This window comes from Mesorhizobium sp. B263B2A (assembly GCF_020165775.1).
GTDB lineage: Bacteria > Pseudomonadota > Alphaproteobacteria > Rhizobiales > Rhizobiaceae > Mesorhizobium > Mesorhizobium opportunistum.
Genome location: NZ_JAIUIU010000004.1, coordinates 326,547 through 345,997, shown reverse-complemented (window position 1 = coordinate 345,997; position 19,451 = coordinate 326,547). Strand labels below are relative to the sequence as shown.

20 protein-coding genes are annotated in these 19,451 nt (G+C 64.7%); 12 read left to right on the top strand and 8 right to left on the bottom strand.

Annotated elements, in window-relative coordinates; translation table 11 throughout:
* Positions 1 to 162: 162 nt before the first annotated feature.
* Positions 163 to 720, bottom strand: a complete 558-nt coding sequence (locus tag LB568_RS10915) for an HNH endonuclease (protein WP_010911702.1) — start codon at positions 718 to 720, stop codon at positions 163 to 165.
* Positions 721 to 848: 128 nt separating this feature from the next.
* Positions 849 to 1,490 carry a DNA-3-methyladenine glycosylase family protein gene (locus LB568_RS10910; RefSeq protein ID WP_013892844.1) on the bottom strand — a complete coding sequence of 214 codons (642 nt, stop codon included), beginning with the start codon at positions 1,488 to 1,490 and terminating at the stop codon, positions 849 to 851.
* Positions 1,491 to 1,565: 75 nt separating this feature from the next.
* Between LB568_RS10910 and gluQRS the strand changes: the two genes are divergently transcribed.
* Complete coding sequence (gluQRS, locus tag LB568_RS10905) at positions 1,566 to 2,441, top strand: tRNA glutamyl-Q(34) synthetase GluQRS (RefSeq protein ID WP_224730102.1); 876 nt, start codon at positions 1,566 to 1,568, stop codon at positions 2,439 to 2,441.
* A 139-nt stretch (positions 2,442 to 2,580) separates the two neighbouring features.
* Positions 2,581 to 3,477, top strand: a complete 897-nt coding sequence (locus tag LB568_RS10900) for a DMT family transporter (RefSeq protein WP_224730101.1) — start codon at positions 2,581 to 2,583, stop codon at positions 3,475 to 3,477.
* 85 nt (positions 3,478 to 3,562) lie between these two features.
* Here LB568_RS10900 and LB568_RS10895 read toward each other — a convergent pair whose 3' ends face one another.
* Positions 3,563 to 4,414, bottom strand: a complete 852-nt coding sequence (locus LB568_RS10895; protein WP_013892841.1) for a YihY/virulence factor BrkB family protein — start codon at positions 4,412 to 4,414, stop codon at positions 3,563 to 3,565.
* Positions 4,415 to 4,472: 58 nt separating this feature from the next.
* Between LB568_RS10895 and LB568_RS10890 the strand changes: the two genes are divergently transcribed.
* The 7 genes from LB568_RS10890 (at position 4,473) to LB568_RS10860 (ending at position 9,896) form a co-directional block, all read left to right on the top strand.
* On the top strand, positions 4,473 to 5,339 hold the full coding sequence (locus LB568_RS10890; protein ID WP_224730100.1) for an SDR family oxidoreductase: 867 nt from the start codon (positions 4,473 to 4,475) through the stop codon (positions 5,337 to 5,339).
* A 22-nt stretch (positions 5,340 to 5,361) separates the two neighbouring features.
* On the top strand, positions 5,362 to 5,553 hold the full coding sequence (locus LB568_RS10885) for a twin transmembrane helix small protein (protein WP_013892839.1): 192 nt from the start codon (positions 5,362 to 5,364) through the stop codon (positions 5,551 to 5,553).
* An 18-nt stretch (positions 5,554 to 5,571) separates the two neighbouring features.
* Complete coding sequence (locus tag LB568_RS10880; protein ID WP_013892838.1) at positions 5,572 to 6,153, top strand: cob(I)yrinic acid a,c-diamide adenosyltransferase; 582 nt, start codon at positions 5,572 to 5,574, stop codon at positions 6,151 to 6,153.
* A gap of 33 nt (positions 6,154 to 6,186) precedes the next feature.
* Positions 6,187 to 6,987: a rhomboid family intramembrane serine protease gene (locus LB568_RS10875; protein WP_140573186.1), complete on the top strand. Its 801-nt coding sequence runs from the start codon at positions 6,187 to 6,189 to the stop codon at positions 6,985 to 6,987.
* 214 nt (positions 6,988 to 7,201) lie between these two features.
* On the top strand, positions 7,202 to 7,951 hold the full coding sequence (locus LB568_RS10870) for an electron transfer flavoprotein subunit beta/FixA family protein (protein WP_013892836.1): 750 nt from the start codon (positions 7,202 to 7,204) through the stop codon (positions 7,949 to 7,951).
* A gap of 20 nt (positions 7,952 to 7,971) precedes the next feature.
* Positions 7,972 to 8,901 carry an electron transfer flavoprotein subunit alpha/FixB family protein gene (locus tag LB568_RS10865; protein WP_013892835.1) on the top strand — a complete coding sequence of 310 codons (930 nt, stop codon included), beginning with the start codon at positions 7,972 to 7,974 and terminating at the stop codon, positions 8,899 to 8,901.
* A gap of 116 nt (positions 8,902 to 9,017) precedes the next feature.
* Positions 9,018 to 9,896 (top strand): 3-hydroxybutyryl-CoA dehydrogenase, encoded by an 879-nt coding sequence (locus LB568_RS10860; protein ID WP_013892834.1) that lies wholly within the window; start codon positions 9,018 to 9,020, stop codon positions 9,894 to 9,896.
* Positions 9,897 to 9,932: 36 nt separating this feature from the next.
* Here LB568_RS10860 and LB568_RS10855 read toward each other — a convergent pair whose 3' ends face one another.
* From LB568_RS10855 to LB568_RS10845, 3 genes are all read right to left on the bottom strand, one after another.
* Positions 9,933 to 11,912 (bottom strand): PAS domain S-box protein, encoded by a 1,980-nt coding sequence (locus LB568_RS10855; RefSeq protein ID WP_224730099.1) that lies wholly within the window; start codon positions 11,910 to 11,912, stop codon positions 9,933 to 9,935.
* Between the two features lie 163 nt (positions 11,913 to 12,075).
* The gene (locus tag LB568_RS10850; RefSeq protein WP_140573189.1) at positions 12,076 to 12,714 is read right to left on the bottom strand and encodes an NrsF family protein; all 639 of its coding nucleotides are present in this window, start codon (positions 12,712 to 12,714) and stop codon (positions 12,076 to 12,078) included.
* Position 12,715: 1 nt separating this feature from the next.
* The gene (locus LB568_RS10845; RefSeq protein ID WP_013892831.1) at positions 12,716 to 13,267 is read right to left on the bottom strand and encodes a sigma-70 family RNA polymerase sigma factor; all 552 of its coding nucleotides are present in this window, start codon (positions 13,265 to 13,267) and stop codon (positions 12,716 to 12,718) included.
* Between the two features lie 318 nt (positions 13,268 to 13,585).
* Here LB568_RS10845 and LB568_RS10840 point away from each other — a divergent pair, with 318 nt between their 5' ends.
* The 3 genes from LB568_RS10840 (at position 13,586) to LB568_RS10830 (ending at position 17,425) form a co-directional block, all read left to right on the top strand.
* Positions 13,586 to 14,593, top strand: a complete 1,008-nt coding sequence (locus LB568_RS10840; protein ID WP_041164568.1) for an iron ABC transporter substrate-binding protein — start codon at positions 13,586 to 13,588, stop codon at positions 14,591 to 14,593.
* A gap of 172 nt (positions 14,594 to 14,765) precedes the next feature.
* The gene (locus LB568_RS10835) at positions 14,766 to 16,346 is read left to right on the top strand and encodes an ABC transporter permease (protein WP_224730098.1); all 1,581 of its coding nucleotides are present in this window, start codon (positions 14,766 to 14,768) and stop codon (positions 16,344 to 16,346) included.
* Positions 16,343 to 17,425 carry an ABC transporter ATP-binding protein gene (locus tag LB568_RS10830; RefSeq protein WP_224730097.1) on the top strand — a complete coding sequence of 361 codons (1,083 nt, stop codon included), beginning with the start codon at positions 16,343 to 16,345 and terminating at the stop codon, positions 17,423 to 17,425. The genes LB568_RS10835 and LB568_RS10830 overlap by 4 nt, the downstream gene beginning before the upstream one ends.
* A 29-nt stretch (positions 17,426 to 17,454) precedes the next feature.
* Here the strand turns inward: LB568_RS10830 and LB568_RS10825 are convergent, their stop codons facing one another.
* Positions 17,455 to 18,285, bottom strand: coding sequence for a phosphodiesterase (locus LB568_RS10825; protein ID WP_224730096.1), 831 nt, complete (start codon positions 18,283 to 18,285; stop codon positions 17,455 to 17,457).
* A gap of 62 nt (positions 18,286 to 18,347) precedes the next feature.
* Complete coding sequence (locus tag LB568_RS10820; RefSeq protein WP_224730095.1) at positions 18,348 to 19,448, bottom strand: sn-glycerol-3-phosphate import ATP-binding protein UgpC; 1,101 nt, start codon at positions 19,446 to 19,448, stop codon at positions 18,348 to 18,350.
* Positions 19,449 to 19,451: the final 3 nt, after the last annotated feature.

The following is a 19,451-nucleotide window of genomic DNA, read 5'->3' as shown; positions in this document are numbered from 1 at the left end:
GGGGTAGAGGAAGGGCGCGAGCCTGTGCCGGGAGGCTCCCTTCCTCTCCCTCCGGAGGGGGGAGAGGTGGCGCTGCGAAGCAGCGACGGAGTGGGGGAAGCCGGTCCTTAAACGCGACCCGCTGATAAGTGAGCGGCCAGCCTCCCGAATTCTCGAACGATCTCAGGGTTCCAGTTCGACGTCCCAGTATAGATAATCCATCCAGCTTTCATGCAGATGGTTGGGCGGGAACAGGCGGCCGTTGTTGTGCAGATCGTGCACCGTCGGCTGGTAGGGCTTCTGCAGCGGCCACATCTTGGCATGCGCCGGCATCATGCCGCCCTTCCTCAGATTGCAGGGCGAACAGGCGGCGACCACATTCTCCCATGTCGTCGCCCCGCCGCGATGGCGCGGGATGACATGGTCGAAGGTCAGGTCGTCGGGCGTGCCGCAATATTGGCATTGGAAGCGGTCGCGCAGGAAGACGTTGAAGCGCGTGAACGCCGGATGCCTGGACGGCTTCACATAGGCCTTCAGGCTGACGACGCTCGGCAGCTTCATCGAGAAGGTCGGCGACGACACCGCGTGCTCGTATTCGGCGACGATGTTCACCCGGTCGAGGAAGACGGCCTTGATGGCGTCCTGCCAGGACCAGAGCGACAAGGGGTAATAGCTGAGCGGACGGTAATCCGCATTCAGCACCAGTGCTGGAAGCCCATCCGGAGATACGGCAACCGTCACGTGTTTACCTCCTTGGTTCTAGACCCGAACGGCGGGGATACTGTAAGCCTGACATGACAGGGATGTGAAGCGGATTGTCGCGTTGCCGAAGCGTCAAAAACGCATGATTTTTATGCTTTTTTGCAGATTCAGGCCGGCGGCGCGGCGTCCCGCCCCCTGGTTTCGCGATAATAGGACCAGAAAAGCCGCGATGCGACACCTCGCCACGGGCTCCATGATTCGGCCAATGCGATCAGTGCTTTCTCGGGTGGACGCGGGTCGATGCCGAGCGCATGACCGACCGCCGTTTGGAGCGCGACGTCACGCGCGGGGAAGATATCGGGGTGACCCGCGGCAAACAACAGATAGACTTCCGCCGTCCAGGGACCAATGCCGGGCACCGCCGTCATCGCCGTGATGGCCTCGACCGCGTCGAGCGAACAGAGGTGATGAAGGTCGAGGCCGTCGGCCACGGCCTGGGCAACCGCGATCAGGCCGCGCTGCTTGGGCCGTGACAAGCCGGCTTCGCGGAACATGTCCTCGCCGGCGGCCAAGATCGCCTGTGGCGTCAGCGGGTCGACAAGCCTGGTCAGCCGGCCGAAGATCGCGTCTGCACTGGCGCGCGACACCTGCTGCGAGACGATGATCGAGGCCAGGCTCCTGAAGCCAGGTTCGGAAAGCCTGAGCGGCACCTCGCCCGCCATGCCGCGCACCTTGTCCAGGCGCGGGTCGATCTCGCAAAGCGCATCGAGCCCGCGGGCGATGTCGTCGAGTGTGGCGATGCGTTGCATGGTATCCTTGTCCGCGAATGTGCCGCAAGGTAGCAACTGCCAAAACCGCCGCACAACCCGATTGCCGCTCGAGACATGACGCTCCTGACATTCCGCTTCGCGCCCAGCCCCAACGGCGAACTGCACCTTGGTCATGCCTATTCGGCGCTGCTCAACCAGAAGCTGGCAAAGGCGAATGACGGTCGCCTGCTGCTGCGCATCGAAGACATCGACACGACGCGTTGCACGCCGCAATTCGAGGCGGGCGTGCTGGCCGATCTGAAATGGCTGGGTCTCGGCTGGGAGGAGCCGGTGCGCCGCCAGTCCGGGCATTTTGCCGAGTACCGGACGATGCTCGACCGGCTGATGAGCGAGGAACTCGTCTATCCGGCTTTCATGAGCCGTGGCGAGATCCGCGCCTTCATCACCGACAGCGAAAAGCGCGGGCGCGACTGGCCGCGCGACCCTGACGGCGTGCCACTCTACCCCCCGGCCGACAAGGCGCTGCCGGCCAGGGAACGCAAGCGGCGGATCGCCGAAAATGCGCCCTTCGCCTGGCGGCTCGATGTCGACGCGGCCATGGCGCGTGTCGGCAGGGATCTCGCATGGACCGAATTCACCGACGAGACGCTGTCGGCGACGCGCGCGGTCGCCGCCCGCCCGCGGGACTGGGGCGATGTGATCGTGGCGCGCCGCGACATTCCGACGAGCTACCATCTTGCCGTCGTCATGGACGATGCCCTGCAAGGCGTCAGCCATGTCGTGCGCGGCCAGGACCTGTTTTCCGCGACAGGCGTGCAGCGCCTGCTCCAGGAGCTTCTTGGGCTACCGCAGCCCACCTATTTCCACCACCTGCTCATCCTCGGGCCGGATGGGCGAAAACTGTCGAAGAGCCTTGGAGACACTGGCCTTGCCAAGCTGCGCGATGCGGGCGCATCGCCTGATGATATCAGGCGAATGGTGGGGCTTTGACCTCTGGCTGGTCCGGAAAATCGCAATGCGCTTGAATTCCCGTGATGCATGGATCAATCGTTTCGTTTTGCGCGCCGGCTTGAACGGGACTAGAGCAGCGCCACGGTCAATTCTCACCAGCGTGGCGGTCTCAGGAAAAATGCACAGCATCAAGCGGTTCATCCCCGCCACCTTCGTCGTCTTGTGGGCGACCGGCTTCATCGGCGCCCGCTACGCCATGCCATGGGCGGAACCGTTCACCTTCCTTGCCGCACGGTTCGTGATAGCCGCGATCCTGCTGGCCGTCCTGACACTTGTGCTGGGCTCGAAACGAGCCACCCGCAAGCAGGCATTGCACGCCACTGGCGCCGGCGTGCTGATGCATGGCGTCTATCTCGGCGCCGTCTTCTGGGCCATCCACAGGGGCATGCCGGCCGGGTTTTCAGCCCTGATCGTCGGCCTGCAGCCGCTGATCACGGCCGTGCTTGCCGGCAAGTTCCTCGGCGAGGCCATCCTGCCGCGCCACTGGCTTGGCCTTGGCATCGGCCTGATCGGCATCGTCATCGTGCTTTGGCCCAAGCTCGGCGCGCTCGGCGGCGGAGTGACGGCGGCGACGTTGATCGCCTCGCTGGTCTCGGTGCTCGGCATGAGCGCCGGCACCATCTGGCAGAAGCGTTTCGCTTCCGGCGGCGACCTTGTCGCAGCCACCATGTGGCAATATGTCGGCGGTGCTTGCCTGATGATCCTGGCCGCGCTCGCCTTCGAAACCCACACCGTTATCATCAATGGCGAACTGATCTTCGCCATGGCCTGGCTGGTGCTGGTGCTGTCGCTTGGCGCTATTTTCCTGCTGATGGTGATGATCCGCGATGGCGAGATGTCGAAAGTCGCCTCGCTGTTCTACCTGGTGCCGGCGGTGACGGCGATCATCGCCTGGGCACTCTTCGACGAGCAGCTCAATGCCCTGCAGATCGTCGGCATGGCGATCACGACCTTCGGCGTCGGCCTGGCAACCGCTCGGCAGGCGAAGGGAAGAACTGAGGAATTGAGGAATTGAGGAATTGAGGAAGAAGCACACAGCGCCAGATATGGCCGCTTTTTCTTCAATTCTCCAATTCTTAAATTCCTCAGTTCCTCAGCCGTCATCCCACCCGCGCACGTGCCTCCAGATAGCGGCTGATCGCGGCATTGAGCTCGCCGCCGAGGATGAAGATCGCCGATACGATGTAGAGGAAAACCACCGCGATCATGATCGAGGCGAGACCAGCATAGGTCGTCACATAGGACGAGAAATGATCGAGATAGGTGGCAAAGATCGTCGAGCCGATGAGCCATGCCGCGAGTGTGAAGATGATGCCGGGCACCAGCGAGACGAAACGGCGCTTGCCGGCCGGCAGCCAGTAGTGGACGGCAAACAAGCCGCCGATGATGACGGCTGAGGCGATGACGTAGCGCCACAGCGTGATCGTGCCGGTATAGGGCTTGATCCACTCGAAATGGGCTTCCGCCAGCCGCGCCAGCAGCGGTGCGAACACCAGGAGCACGCTGATCGCCAGGAACCCGGCGGTGGCGATCAGCACGAAGAAGATGCTCTGCACCCGGCGATAGATGATGCCGCGCGTCTCCGTGACGCGGTAAGCCCGGTTGAGCGACGTGCGCAGCGCCTCGATGCCGTTCGAGGCGAAATAGGCCGCCAGCAGCACGCCGTAGGTCAACAGGTCGGTGCGCCTGACGGTCAGCACGTTCAGAACCTCATGCGCGATCGGCTTGGCGATCTGATCCGGCCAGGTGTCGAAGACCAGATGCACGGCCGTGTCGGCAAAGGCCTGGGCGCCGAGAAAGCTGCCCAGCGTGGTGGCGAAGATCAGGAACGGAAACAGCGCCATCAGCGAGGTGATCGCCAGATGGCTGGCCATCGCCCAGCCGTCATCGGTGTTGAAATGGCCGATCGCGTCGTAGAGCACGCGGCGCAGGGCGACAATATTCCGCAGCAAGAACGCGCGCTCCCTTCGATTGTCTCGACGCCGCGAATATGGGAAGTGAATGCGGCAAATGGCAACCCTTCGTCAAACCACGAATTCGCCCGCAACAGAGTTGCGCACCATCATCGTCACTGGTGCGTCCTCCGGCATAGGCGCTTATTGCGCACGCGCATTGAAGACCGAGGGCTGGCGGGTGTTCGCGACGGCACGAAAACCCGAAGACATCGCCGCTCTCGAAACCGACGGCATCGAGGCCTTCCATCTCGACTACAGCGATCCGGGTTCGATCGCCGCCCTGGTGACTTCAGTGCTCGAACGCTCCGGCGGAAGGCTGGACGCGCTCTTCAACAACGGCGCCTACGCGCAGGCCGGCGCCGTCGAGGATCTGTCGGTGGCGGCGCTCAAGGAGCAGTTCGAGGTCAACTTCTTCGGCTGGCATGATCTGACCCGCCGTCTGGTACCCGTGATGCGCCGCCAGGGCCATGGCCGCATCGTCCATTGCTCGTCGATCCTTGGCCTGGTGCCGGTGCGCTTTCGCGGCGCCTATTCGGCATCGAAGCATGCGCTCGAGGCGCTGATGCTCTGCCAGCGCCAGGAACTGGAAGGCAGCGGTGTCCATGTTTCGCTGATCGAGCCGGGGCCGGTGAAATCGAAGATCGCCAGCAACGGCCTGCCCTGGTTCCTGAAAAACATCGACCTCGAGAATTCCGTGCATCGCGTGGACTACGCGGCACAGTTGGAGCGGCTGCGCGCCGGCGGCAGCCAGTCGGCGCTGAAACCCGGGCCGGAAGTGGTCTACAAGGTTCTACGCCATGCACTTCTGTCGCGGCGCCCGCGCCCGCACTATGTGGTAACAATGCCGGCCAGGATCGGCGCGGCGCTCAAGCGCTTGCTGCCGGCATCGATGCTCTACCGCCTGATGGCCAAACGCGCCTAACCCGAAACAACTGGAACGCAACATGGCAACCGTCTTCAACATCCTCGCCATTCTGGTCATGGTCGCCGTGGCAATCGTACTGGTCCGCGGCCTCATCAACATGATGCGCGGCGGTTCCGGCGTCACATCGAACAAGCTGATGCAGGCGCGCGTCATGCTGCAGGCCGTGGCGCTGTTGCTGATCCTGCTGGCGGTGTATTTCACCCGTAAATGACGTCGTTCGGGAGGCGATGTGGTCAAGCTCAACAAGATCTACACCCGCACCGGCGATGACGGCACAACGGGCCTCGGCACCGGCGAAAGGCGGCTGAAATCCGATCTGCGGGTGGATGCCTACGGCACGGTCGACGAAGCCAATGCCTGCATTGGCATGGCGCGCGTGCACACGGCGCGGACCCACCCGGCGATCGATGCCATGCTTTCGCGCATCCAGAACGACTTCTTCGACCTCGGCGCCGACCTGGCGGTGCCCGACGACGGCAAGCCGCTCGGCTATGAGCCCTTGCGGATCACCGCCGCGCAGACCGACCGTGTCGAGAAGGATATCGACCTCCTCAACAAGGACCTGCAGCCGCTCAAATCCTTCGTGCTGAACGGCGGCACGCCGGCGGCGGCGGCCCTGCATCTCGCCCGTACGGTGGCGCGGCGGGCCGAGCGGCTGATGGTGGCGCTCGCCCAGGATCCGGCGGAACACGTCAATGGCGACGGGCTGAAATACATCAATCGCGTCTCGGATTTCCTGTTTGTCGCCGCCCGCGCGGTCAATGACAACGGAAATGCCGACGTGCTATGGGTTCCCGGCAAGAACCGCTGAACCGATCGAAAAGCGGAAGGGGACCAGACACGCATGTTCATCCCGCTTTACGACACCAACAGGCTGCGCCACATCCGGCTGCAATATGTGACGATCGGCCTGATCGTGGCCAACGCGCTGGTTTATTGCGCCACCGCACTCGGCGGCGAGAACTTCACCAACGCCGCCGTGCTCGGCCTCGGCTTCATCCCGTCCGTCGTCCACAACACGGCGGAACTCGATCCCCGCTTCATCGTCATCCCTGAAAGCCTGAGCTATCTCACCTACTCCTTCCTGCACGCCGACATCTTCCACCTCGGCGGCAACATGCTGTTCCTGTGGGTGTTCGGCGACAATGTCGAGGACGCGCTCGGCCATATCCGCTACCTGATCTTTTATCTCCTGTGCGCCATCGCAGGGGCCGCCTTCCAGGGGCTGGTCGCATGGGACTCCCAAGTGCCGCTGATCGGTGCGTCCGGCGCCATCGCCGGCGTGGTCGTCGCCTATCTCATCCTTTATCCCAGGGTGAAGGTCTGGGTGCTGGCCTTTGCCCGTATTCCCTTGCGTATTCCGGCCTTCATCCCGCTTGTCCTGTGGGTGCTGTTCCAGATCGTCATGTTCGCCGCCGGTGGCGAGGACCAGGTTTCCTGGGCCTGCCACATCGGCGGCATCATCGCCGGAGCCGTGCTGGTGCTTGTCCTGCGCAGCCGTGGCGTGCCGCTATTTGCAGGCGCCGACGAGGATATCCCGGCCGCCGCGCCCGAGCCGCCGCCGCTTGCGGCCCAGCCGGCGACGCCCGAGCCGCCCGCCGCAAATACGCGCTGGGGTCGGGGAAACCCTTCCGGCCCGAACTGAACCGATTTGAGCCGCTTGCGGCGTATTGACGTCAAGGGTTGCCGCAACTACGGAAACGTCTCCGCCGCAGCCTAAAGGCGGGCAAAGACCAGAATTTCCATCCGGCCAGAATTCCGTCTGGCCGGAATTCAGTCAGGAATGTCGGCTTTCGACAACTCAGAAGGGGCGCAGGCTGTTATAGCGCGCCCAACTAGCGTGAAGAGGTGACAGGCAAATGAAGATCCTTGTGCCCGTGAAGCGGGTTGTGGATGCGAATGTGAAGGTTCGCGTGAAGGCTGATGGTTCGGCGGTTGAACTCGCCAACGTCAAGATGGCGATGAACCCGTTCGACGAGATCGCGGTCGAAGAGGCGATCCGGCTGAAGGAAGCCGGCAAGGCCGAAGAGATCATCGTCGTTTCTATCGGACCGCAGCAGGCGCAGGAAACCTTGCGCACCGCGCTCGCCATGGGCGCCGACCGCGCCATCCTGGTCAAGACCGACGAACAGACCGAGCCGCTCGGTGTCGCCAAGGTGCTGAAGGGCGTGGTCGAGGCCGAGCAGCCCGGACTGGTCATTCTCGGCAAGCAGGCGATCGACGACGACAGCAATCAGACCGGCCAGATGCTGGCCGCACTTCTGGGCTGGGCGCAGGGCACCTTCGCCTCCAAGGTCGTGCTCGACGGCGACAAGGCCAAGGTGACGCGCGAGGTCGACGGCGGCCTGCAGACGGTGGAGCTGAAGATGCCGGCGATCGTCACCGCCGATCTTCGCCTCAACCAGCCGCGCTATGCTTCGCTGCCCAACATCATGAAGGCCAAGAAGAAGCCGCTCGACGAGAAGAGCCCGGCCGATTACGGCGCCGACGTCAAGCCGCGTCTCAAGGTCATCAAGACCGAGGAGCCCAGCGGCCGCAAGGCGGGCGTCAAGGTCAAGAGCGTCGCCGAACTGGTCGACAAGCTGAAGAACGAAGCCGGCGTGCTCTGAGATCGGAAGGAACAGATAATATGACCATTCTCCTCATCGCCGAACACGACAACGCCACCCTTTCCGACCAGACCGCCAAGGCCCTTTCGGCGGCCCTGCAGATCGGCTCGGACGTGCATGTGCTGGTGGCCGGCAAGGGCGCCAAGGGCGCCGCTGACGCCGCCGCCAAGCTCAAGGGCGTGAGCAAGGTGCTGCTCGCCGAGGCCGACGAACTCGCCGAGCGCCTCGCCGAGCCGACGGCGGCACTCGTCGTGTCGCTGGCTGGCAGCTACGACACCATCATCGCGCCGGCGACCTCGTCGGGCAAGAACGTCGCGCCGCGCGTGGCGGCGCTGCTCGATGTCGCGCAAGTGTCCGAGATCATCGAAGTGGTTTCGCCTGATACCTTCAAGCGCCCGATCTATGCCGGCAACGCCATCCAGACCGTGCAGTCGACCGACGCCAAGAAGGTCATTACCGTGCGCACCGCCTCCTTCCAGGCGGCGCCCGAGGGTGGCTCGGCAGCGGTCGAGACGGTGAAGGCCGCGGCCAACCCCGGTCTGTCCTCCTTTGTCGAAAACAAGCTGTCGGAGACCGATCGCCCGGAACTGACCTCGGCCAAGATCATCATCTCGGGCGGCCGTGCGCTCGGCTCCTCGGAGAAGTTCCAGGAGGTCATCCTGCCGGTCGCCGACAAGCTCGGTGCCGCCGTCGGTGCGTCCCGCGCCGCCGTCGACGCCGGCTATGCGCCGAACGACTGGCAGGTCGGCCAGACCGGCAAGGTCGTCGCCCCCGATCTCTATATCGCGGTCGGCATTTCCGGCGCCATCCAGCACCTTGCCGGCATGAAGGATTCCAAGGTCATCGTCGCCATCAACAAGGACGAGGAGGCGCCGATCTTCCAGGTTGCCGACTACGGTCTCGTCGGCGATCTCTTCGTCGTGCTGCCGGAGTTGCAGAAGGCGCTTTGACGCTCTCTGGCAAAGCGTATTAAATACCAGGGGTGGGGTAGACGAAGTCGCCCCGCCCTTTTAGTTTGCACCGCACAAAAAGCAGGCCACAAAGGCCTTTGGACGGGATCGGTGTAATGAGCAAGATCGAGACGATCGGCATCATCGGCGCAGGCCAGATGGGCGGCGGCATCGCCCATGTCTCCGCGCTGTCGGGCTATAAGGTGCTGATCTACGATATTTCGCCCGACCGCATCGAGAAGGGCATCGCCACCATCAGCGGCAACATGGCCCGCCAGGTGGGGTCCGGCAAGCTCGACGAGAAGCTGCGCAACCAGGCGATGGCGCGCATTGCGTCCGCACCGGCGATGGCCGATCTGGCCGGCGCCGACCTGGTGATCGAGGCAGCCACCGAGGACGAGACGGTCAAGCGCAAGATCTACGCCCAGCTCTGCCCGCAGCTCAATCCCGAAGCCATCCTGGCGACCAACACCTCGTCGATCTCGATCACGCGGCTCGCCGCGCAGACCGACAGGCCGGAACGCTTCATCGGCATACATTTCATGAATCCGGTCCCGCTGATGAAGCTGGTCGAACTGGTGCGCGGCATCGCCACCGAGGACCAGACCTTCGAGGCGGCGAAGACCTATGTGAAGCAACTCGACAAGACGATCACGGTCTCGGAGGATTTCCCGGCCTTCATCGTCAACCGTATCCTGCTGCCGATGATCAATGAGGCCATCTACACGCTCTATGAAGGTGTCGGCTCGGTCGATGCCATCGACACCGCCATGCGGCTCGGCGCCAACCACCCGATGGGACCGCTGCAGCTGGCCGATTTCATTGGCCTCGACACCTGCCTGTCGATCATGCAGGTGCTGCATGACGGCCTGTCGGACTCGAAATATCGCCCCTGCCCGCTGCTGGTCAAATATGTCGAGGCCGGCTGGCTCGGCCGCAAGACCGGACGCGGCTTCTATGACTATCGCGGCGAGCACCCCGTTCCGACGCGCTGACGCGATTCCAGGAAAAAGTGTGACGCGGTCAGCCGTTCAGGATGCCGCGGCGAGCGGCTTGGATGGTTCCGACCTGTCGTCGGTGATCTTGTCGTCCAGCGCCACGGAAACGCATCCGCGACCGGCCGCCTTGGCCGCATAGCAAGCGGCGTCGGCCCTTGCGATGATCTCGTCGACTTCGCCGCAATCGGCGCAAATCGCGGTAAGCCCGATGCTTGCGCCGATCGCGTGCGGCCGATCATCCCAAGTGAAATCCAGGCCGGCTATCGCATCGATGATCGAGCGGGCCGCGATCCCGGCGCCAGCGGTCGAAGCCGATTTCAGGATGACGGCGAATTCGTCGCCACCCAGCCGCGCCACGATATCTTCGGGACCGAGCACGCCGCGAACGGCCTCGGCGACCCGCTTCAGCAAGGCGTCTCCGGCGGCGTGACCGCCGGTGTCGTTGACCAGTTTGAAGTGGTCCAGGTCGATGAACATGAACTGATGCCTGCCGCCTCCAGCCGCCGCGGTGTCCTTGCGGGCCTGATCGACAAGTTCCTCCATGGTGCGGATGAAGCTCGAACGATTGGCAAGGCCGGTCAGCGCGTCATGCGCGGCGGCATGGGCAAGCTGCCGCTGCAAGGCGCGCGCATCCGTGAAATCCTGGAAGACGATGACCAGCCCGCAGAATTCGCTGCGCTCGTTGATGATCGGCGACACCACCTGGCGGATGCTGCAGCGCGTGTCGTCGCGCCGGATGAGCACGGCCCGGCTGTTCTGGTCGGAGGGCGCTGCTCCGATCGCCGGCCGGGCCACGCCGATCCTCTGCCCCGTCTCCTCGTCGACCGCCCAATAGACATGGCCGAGCGTCTTGCCGAGCGCCTCGTCGCCGGAAACGCCGGTCAGCTTCTCGGCGACCGGGTTCATGAAGGTGACGCGATTTGCGGCATCGGTGCAGATGACCGCATCGCCGATGGACTGCAGCGTCACCCTGAGCCGTTCCTTCTCGTCGGCCAGCATTGCCGCCGACACCGTCAGGCGCTCTTCGGCCTCCTTGCGCCGGGTGATGTCGGTCAAGCTGCCGATGGCCCTGGTCAAACGCCCGGCCGCGTCGCGTTCGATGGCTTTGCCGCGGTCGAGGATCCACACCCAGTGGCCGTCCTTGTGACGCATCCTGAACTCGGCTTCGAAGAATTCCGTGTTGCCGTCGAGATGCGCCCGATCCGCCGTGGCAACGGCCTCGCGATCGTCGGGATGGATCATCGTCAGCCAATGGTCCGGGTCGCCATCGAGTTCGCCGTCGGCATAGCCGAGCATCTTGACCCAGGTCGAGGAGTAGGTCGTGCCGCCCTTGCGCACGTCGAGGTCCCAGACACCTTGGCCGGCGCCGGCCAGCGCGAAATTCCAACGCGTTTCGGCCTCGGCAATGCGCGCTTCGGCCTGCTTGCGCGCGTCGATGTCCTCGATCTGCGAGACGAGATAGAGCGGCCGCCCGCTTGTCTCGTCACGAATGACGGAGCCGGCAAGATGAGCCCAGATGGGTGTGCCGTCCTTCTTGAGGTAGCGCTTCTCGAACTGGAAGGCATGGACGGTGCCCGCCTTCAGGCCGTCCATCGTTTCGCGCCCGATCTGCAGGTCGTCGGGATGCGTGATCTGGAAGAAGGTCAGCGCCTCGATTTCCTCGCGGCTGTAGCCAAGCATGACCGCGAAGGCCGGATTGGCCTCGATAATGCGCCCGTCCAACCCGACGACCGCGATGCCGATCGCCGAATCCTCCATGGCCCGGCGGAACCGCTGCTCGCTCTCCGCGATCTGCCGCCGGTCGTCGGAAATGCGGCGGATGAACAGGCCGGCGAGGAAAAGCGCGCCGACCGCCACCGCCACCGACACTTGCAGGGAGAGCTTGAGCGCCTCCGCATCGAAGCTCAGCCTCGCGAGCAGGATCGAGGCCGCCACCATGGCAACGCCGGCCACAAGCAGCGCCAGCGCTGCCTGCTTGTAGGATCCCGACCCGATGGTTCCTCGCAATGTCACGATCCGTGCCACCCCCGTGGGCAATCGCTTTTTTCCCATGAAAACCTTGAAGGATCGATTTTAAGGAAAGGTTGCGTCTGGGGTACTGTCGGCATGGGAAACCGGCAAACAATTGCCGGCATGATTAAGGATCGGTATGCATCGGCCGGGACGCGGTATCGTGTTACCAGCGCACGAAAAACCGTCCGCCGAGCGCGCCAAGCAAGGCGAGCGCTGCGATCGCGATCGTATACCAGGTGGCAACGAAAAGCGGCGAATCGTCGAAACAGTGCGCGGCATAGAAGGTCGCGGCCAGCCCCCCGGCGAGCAGGCCCGCGACCGTGCCGGCAAGCACGGGCCGCGTCGGCGCGCCGTAACGCAGCATCCACAGGAAGATCGCCAGCGGGCCGATCCCGATCAGCGGGATGAAGCCCATGCAGATCATCATGTTGGAACCGACCATGCGCGTGCCCCACAGCGCCTCCGGCACCATGAAGAGCTCCAGGCCCACCGCCACGGCCACCAGCAGCGGCGCGGCAATCATCCCGGCCATGGCCCGGCCTGTCGCGGCACCTGGCGTCGACAGGGCGCGGATCAGGGCAAAGGCGCTGATGGCCAGCACGATGGTGAAAACGAATTTGGACAAAAAGCGCACCGTGTGCGCGGCCGCCATGAAGTCGGGACGCGGACCGATCGTGAGCAGGAAAACGACTGCCGCGATGACAATGGCCGCACCGGCGGCCAGCCACCACGCCGAGCGCAACGGCATCGCCATGCTGCCTGCATCGGCGTCCAACGCCTTGATGAGATCGTCAGTCCTCATGTCATTCCCGCCCGAACCGCCCCTGCCCAAATCTCTTGGCTATCGCGGCAAGCCCTCGATGCAGCGACACGCGCACCGCCGTCTCGCTGATGCCGAACTTCGCCGCCGTCTCGCCGATCGAGCGGCCCTCCACGGATATGGCCGAGACCACGGAACGCTGTGCCGGCGGCAGTCCGCCCAAGGCCCGGTTGATGTCGCGTTCGCTGACGGTCTCGGTTTCCGGCTCGGCGAACGTCTCGGCGATGTCGTCGACGTCGATCTCGATGCGCCGCCCGCGCCGCCGGAATGCATCGATCAGCTTGAAGCGGGCGATCGCATAGACCCAGGGCAATACCGGCGCGTCCTGGCGCCAGGTATGCCGTTTCACATGAATGGCCAGCAAGGTTTCCTGCACGACATCCTCGGGATCGACCCCGCCCTGCACGATCTTGCGCCTGACAAAACCGCGCACCAGCGCGGCGATCCGGTGCAGAAAGTCGGCGTAGGCCCTTTCATCTCCCGCGATCGCGGCCCGCAACAGCCGGGAAAGCTCGGCCTCGTCCTTGCCGCTCACAAGAGTTCACTCCCCGATTTTCGCGCTTCGGCACTGATTTGTTACGTGGCCGGCGAAATAATGTCCAAGCCAAACTACGGGCAAGTCACGAAAGTTTGCGGGTCCTGAGGTCCGGCCGCGCAGCGGGTCGCCTTACAGGCATTGTGAGTATGTCGCGCAAAAAGGTCGCCGATCCGGCCCTCCATCACGTGGATTTGTCCCTTTCGTACCGGTCTTTGCGGCTCCAGCGACCGATTGAAGCAGATCACAATGTTGACTACCGATGTCAGGTATATGTAGGTGCAGCGTGCCAAGACCAACCAGATCGAGGATGACGCCATGAAATACACCCTTTGCGCCCTTGCCGGTGCCACCGCGCTTGCAATCGGCCTGGCCGCCGGTCCGGCGATGGCCGAAGATGCCGGCATCATCGTCTACAACGCCCAGCACGAAAGCCTGGCCAAGGAATGGGCCGCAGGGTTCACCAAGGAGACCGGCATCAAGGTCACCTTGCGCAATGGCGGCGACAGCGATTTCTCCAACCAGATCGTCGCCGAAGGCACCGCCTCGCCCGCCGACGTGTTCCTGACGGAGAATTCGCCGGCCATGGTGCTGGTCGAGAATGCCGGCCTGTTCGCGCCAGTCGACGCCGACACGCTGGCCCAGGTCCCGCAGGACTATCAGGCGGCCAGCGGCAAATGGGTGGGTGTAGCCGCGCGCAGCACCGTGTTTGCCTACAACACCACCAAGCTCAAGGCCGACCAGTTGCCCAAATCGCTGCTCGACCTCGCCGACCCGAGCTGGAAGGGCCGTTGGGCGGCGTCGCCCTCGGGCGCCGATTTCCAGGCCATCGTCAGCGCATTGCTGCAGCTCAAGGGCGAGGCCGCCACGGCGGACTGGCTGAAGGCGATGAAGGCGAACTTCACCGCCTATAAGGGCAACAGCACCGTGATGAAGGCGGTCAACGCCGGCGAGATCGAAGGCGGCGTGATCTACCACTATTACTATTTCGGCGATCAGGCCAAGACCGGCGAGAACAGCAAGAACGTCGCGCTGCACTATTTCAAGAACCAGGATCCGGGCGCTTTCGTCTCGGTCTCGGGTGGCGGCGTGCTCGCCTCGAGCAAGCATCCGAAGGAAGCCCAGGCTTTCCTGAAATGGGTGACCGGCAAGGGCGGCCAGGACGTGCTGAAGAACGGAACCTCCTTCGAATACGCGGTCGGCAAGGGCGCGGAGTCCAATCCCAAGCTGGTGCCGCTGGTTGACCTGCAGGCGCCGAAGGTCGACGCCGCGACGCTGAACTCCAAGAAGGTCACCGACCTGATGACGGCAGCCGGCTTGCTTTAGTTGTCGTTCGTCCTAATAAGGGCAACCGACCGTGCTCCCGCGGGACTTTGCCTTCCGCGGGAGCGTTTTGTTTTCGAGATGCATTCGTCCATGACGACACGCTGCGTTCCTGACCGCGACCATGGTCCCATGATTGCCGCCGCCGCGCCGCAACCGAACGGCGCCTGAGCCGATGCAGTCGGCAGTCGATTTCGCGCGCCCGGGCCTGCCGCCGAAGGTGCGCCGAAAGGCGCGGCGACGCGCGGCGCGCTGGCTCGTTGCCGCCGCCATCTTCGTCTCCCTGCTGGCGCTGCTGCCGCTCGCCTTCATCATATGGACCGCGGTGCAAACGGGCTGGGAGACCGTCTCGGCGCTGGTCTTCCGGCCGCGTGTCGGCGAGCTGCTTGTCAACACCGGCCTGCTGGTGCTGTTGGCCGTGCCGATCGCCATCGTCCTGTCGGTGGCGCTCGCCTGGCTGACCGAGCGCAGCGACCTGCCCGGCGCCCGGTTCTGGGCCTGGCTGTGCGTGGCGCCGCTCGCCATTCCCGCTTTCGTGCACAGCTACGCCTGGATCACCATGGTGCCCGGTCTGCACGGCCTTTGGGCCGGCGTGCTGGTGTCCGTGATCGCCTATTTCCCGTTCCTCTATCTGCCGGTGTCGGCGGCGCTGCGCCGGCTCGATCCCGCCCTCGAGGACGCGGCTGCGGCACTTGGCCTTGGACCCTGGCGCGTCTTCCGGCGCGTGGTGTTGCCGCAGCTCAGGCTCGCCATCTGCGGCGGCTCGCTGCTGGTTGGGCTGCATCTGCTGGCCGAATACGGCCTTTATGTCTTCATCCGCTTCGATACCTTCACCACCGCGATCGTCGATCAGTTCCAGTCGACCTTCAATGGGCCGGCCGCCAACATGCTGGCCGGTGTCCTGGTGACATGCTGTTTCGTGCTTCTGGGCCTCGAAGTGCTGGTGCGCGGCGAGGAGCGCTATGCCCGTGTCGGGTCCGGCGCGGCGCGGCATCAGCAACGGACGCGCCTTGGCCATGCCACCATCCCCAGCCTGGCCTTGCTTGCGGTCGTCACGCTGCTGGCGCTCGGCGTGCCGTTCGTGACCATCGGCCGCTGGCTGCTCGCCGGCGGCACCGATGTCTGGCGGCTCGACGAGATCGGATTGGCTCTCGGCCAGACGCTGTTCCTGTCGCTTGCCGGCGCTGTGCTTGCCACCGTCGCCGCCATGCCGATGGCCTGGATATCGATCCGCGCGCCGGGGCCATTGCAGCGCCTGCTCGAAGGTTGCAACTACATCGTCGGCTCGCTGCCGGGTGTGGTCATTGCATTGGCTCTGGTCACCATAACCGTGCGTATCGCCCTGCCGCTCTATCAAACCCTGTTCACCATCCTGGTCGCCTATGCCCTGATGTTCCTGCCACGTGCCCTGGTCAGCCTGCGGGCGTCGATCGCCCAGGCACCGGTCGAGCTCGAGCGCGCCGCGTCCAGCCTCGGCCGGCGTCCACTCAACGCGCTGTGGTCGACGACGATCCGCCTGTCGGCGCCGGGTGCGGCGGCCGGCATGGCCCTTGTGGCGCTCGGCATCATGAACGAACTGACCGCGACCCAGATGCTGGCGCCGAACGGCACCCGCACGCTCGCGATGGCGTTCTGGTCCTACAGCGGCGAGATCGATTATGCCTCGGCCGCCCCCTACGCCTTCATCATGGTGGCGATGTCGTTGCCGCTGACCTGGCTGCTCTATGTCCAGTCGAAACGGATGGCCGGACGATGAGCTTTCTTGAACTCCGCGATCTGCACAAGCATTACGGCCCGGTCGCCGCGCTGGCCGGCGTCGACCTCAGTGTCGCCAGTGGCAGCCGCACGGCGATCGTCGGACCCTCGGGTTGCGGCAAGACGACATTGCTGCGGCTGATCGCCGGCTTCGAGGCGCCCGACCAGGGCCGCATCGTGCTCGACGGCGAGGTGCTGGCCAATGGCGGCGTTGCCGTTCCGGCACATCGCCGCGGCATCGGCGTGGTGGCGCAGGACGGCGCCCTGTTCCCGCATCTGACCATATCCGACAATATCGGTTTCGGCATGGGCCGTAGCGAGGACAAGCGCGCCGAACGCATCGTCGAGCTCGCCTACATCGTCGGGCTGGACAAGGCGATCCTCAAGCGCCGCCCTCACGAGCTTTCCGGCGGCCAGCAGCAGCGCGTGGCGCTCGCCCGCGCCATGGCGATGAAGCCCAGGCTGATGCTGCTCGACGAGCCGTTCTCGGCGCTCGACACCGGCCTGCGCGCCTCGATGCGCAAGGCGGTGGCCGAACTGCTGGAGGCCGCCGGCATCACCACCATCCTGGTGACGCACGACCAGGCCGAGGCGCTGTCCTTCGCTGCCCAGGTGGCGGTTATGCGCGACGGAAAATTCTCGCAGGTCGGCACGCCGCGCGAACTGTATCTCCGGCCGAAGGACAGGATGATCGCCGAGTTCCTCGGCGACGCCATCATCCTGCCGGCCAGGATATCGGGTGGCTTCGCCAGCTCGCCGCTGGGCCGCATCGCGGTCGACTCGCCGGACAGCCGCGATGTCGCCCGCATCATGCTGCGGCCGGAGCAGATCGCGCTGAAACGGACATCGCGCGAGGGCATGTCGGGCACCCCCGACATGCTTTTCGGCGAGGTGACGGAATCCGAATTCGCCGGCTCGACATGCACGATCGCGGTGCGGCTCCTCAACAATTTCGATCCGCCGGACGCCGCCGCCATCGGCAACACGCCGCTGATCCTGCGCAAATCCGGCATGGACGCACCGGCGGTCGGCGAGATCGTGCGGCTCACCGTGTCGGGCAAGGCGCACGTGTTCGCCTGACCGGCGCCAACACGGATCAAGATGCGGCCTCAGTCCATCTCCGGTGCAATGCCCGGCAAGACGAGCGCGCCGGTCTCGGCTGAATAGATCGGCCACCGCTCGAGAAAATCGCAGCCATGCACGACCACGCGCTGGTTGGCGCTGTCGATGAGGATGACCGCATAGGAGGGCGGCGCCTGCTCGACGGTCTCGCTCGATCGGTCAAGCGCAAGCTCGAACCGGGCGTGCAGGCCGCGCTGCGCCGAGAACGGAATGCCGGCGACCGTGCCGGCGATGTCGCGATGGACATGGCCGAAGAAGACGTGGCGGACATTGCCATAGTCCCGCAGCAGTCCCAGCAGCCGCTCGGGTTGTTCGAGCGCCAGCGGGTCGAGCTGCGGCAGGCCGAGCGCGACCGGCGGATGGTGCAGGAAAACGTAGGCGGGCCTGCCGGCCGATTGTTCGAGCCGGGCTTCCAGCCAGGCAAGCCGCGTTCCGCACAGTTCGCCTTCGACGCGCCCTTCCGCCAGGCAGTCGAGGAACAGCAAGACTTCCTCCCCGCTGTCATGGACCGACTGCACGAAGCCGTTCTCGTCGACCGGAATGTCCGGAAACGCCGCGACGAGATTGGCCCTTCTGTCATGGTTGCCCGGCAGCAGCCGCCAAGGCATCGACAGCGTGCTCAGAGCAGTCCTGAGATCGGCATAGCTCTCCGGCGCGCCGGTCTCGGTCAGGTCGCCGGTAAAGACGCAAAGCGCCGCATCGGCGTGATGCGCATTGATGTGCGCGATGCATGAGGCCAGCCGCTGATGCAGGTCCGCGCCGAAGCGGCGCTCGCCTTGCCGGCCAAGATGCACATCCGTGACCTGAATGATTTTCATGATGCTTTCCTGGAGGTGCCGAAGGCCGGGGTCTGTCTCCGGCGATGATGGAGGCTTCGGGATCAGAGCGCCGGTTCGGGAACGGAAGCCTTGAAGACATCGAGACGGGTTCCCGTCTCCGACGAGAAGAAATGCATGTCGTCGGGCGAAAGCTTCAGGCCGACGGCACTGCCGGGCTCGGGGTGCACGGCCTCCGACGTCATCACCGAAAACGGCGCGCCGTCGAGATCGACATAGATGACACGCCCGGCGCCCAGCTCCTCGACCAGGTCGACTGTGGCCTTGAGGGAACCCGCCGTGCCCGGCGCCACCAGCCGGACGGCTTCCGGCCGGATGCCCATCGCAACCTTGGTGCCGACCGGCAGGCCGGCGCGGGCCATGGTCAGGCGCCGGCTGCCGTCGAGCAGCGACAACCCGTCGAGTTCGACCGTGCCTTCGAGCATGTTCATTGCCGGCGCGCCGACGAAGGTGGCGACGAAGCGGCTGGCTGGACGGGTGTAGATCTCGCCTGGGGTGCCGACCTGCTCGACCCGTCCGCCATTCATCACCACCAGCCGGTCGGCGAGCGTCATCGCCTCGACCTGGTCATGGGTGACGAAAACGGAGGTGGCGTTCAGCCGGCGGTGCAGCTTGCGGATTTCCGAGCGCATCTGCACGCGCAGCTTGGCATCGAGATTGGACAACGGTTCGTCGAACAGGAACACTTTCGGTTCGCGGATCATGGCGCGCCCCATGGCGACGCGCTGCCGCTGGCCGCCGGAAAGCGCCATCGGCTTGCGGTCGAGCAGCTGTTCGAGTTCCAGCGTGCGCGCGACCGCCTGGATGCGCTGGGTACGCTCGGCGGCGGGAACGCCGGCGACCTTGAGCGAATAGCCGATGTTCTGCGCCACGCTCATATGCGGATAGAGCGCGTAGTTCTGGAACACCATGGCGCAGCCGCGCTCGCGCGGCTCCAGTCTGTTGACCACCGTGCCGTCGATCGCGATCTCGCCACCGGAGATATCCTCCAGCCCGGCGATCATGCGCAGCAGTGTGGACTTGCCGCAGCCCGACGGCCCGAGGATGACGACGAATTCGCCCGACCTGATGTCGAGGTCGACGCCATGCACGACCTGCATCTTGGCGTAGCTCTTCTTCACGTCGCGAATGGTGATGGAGGCCATTGG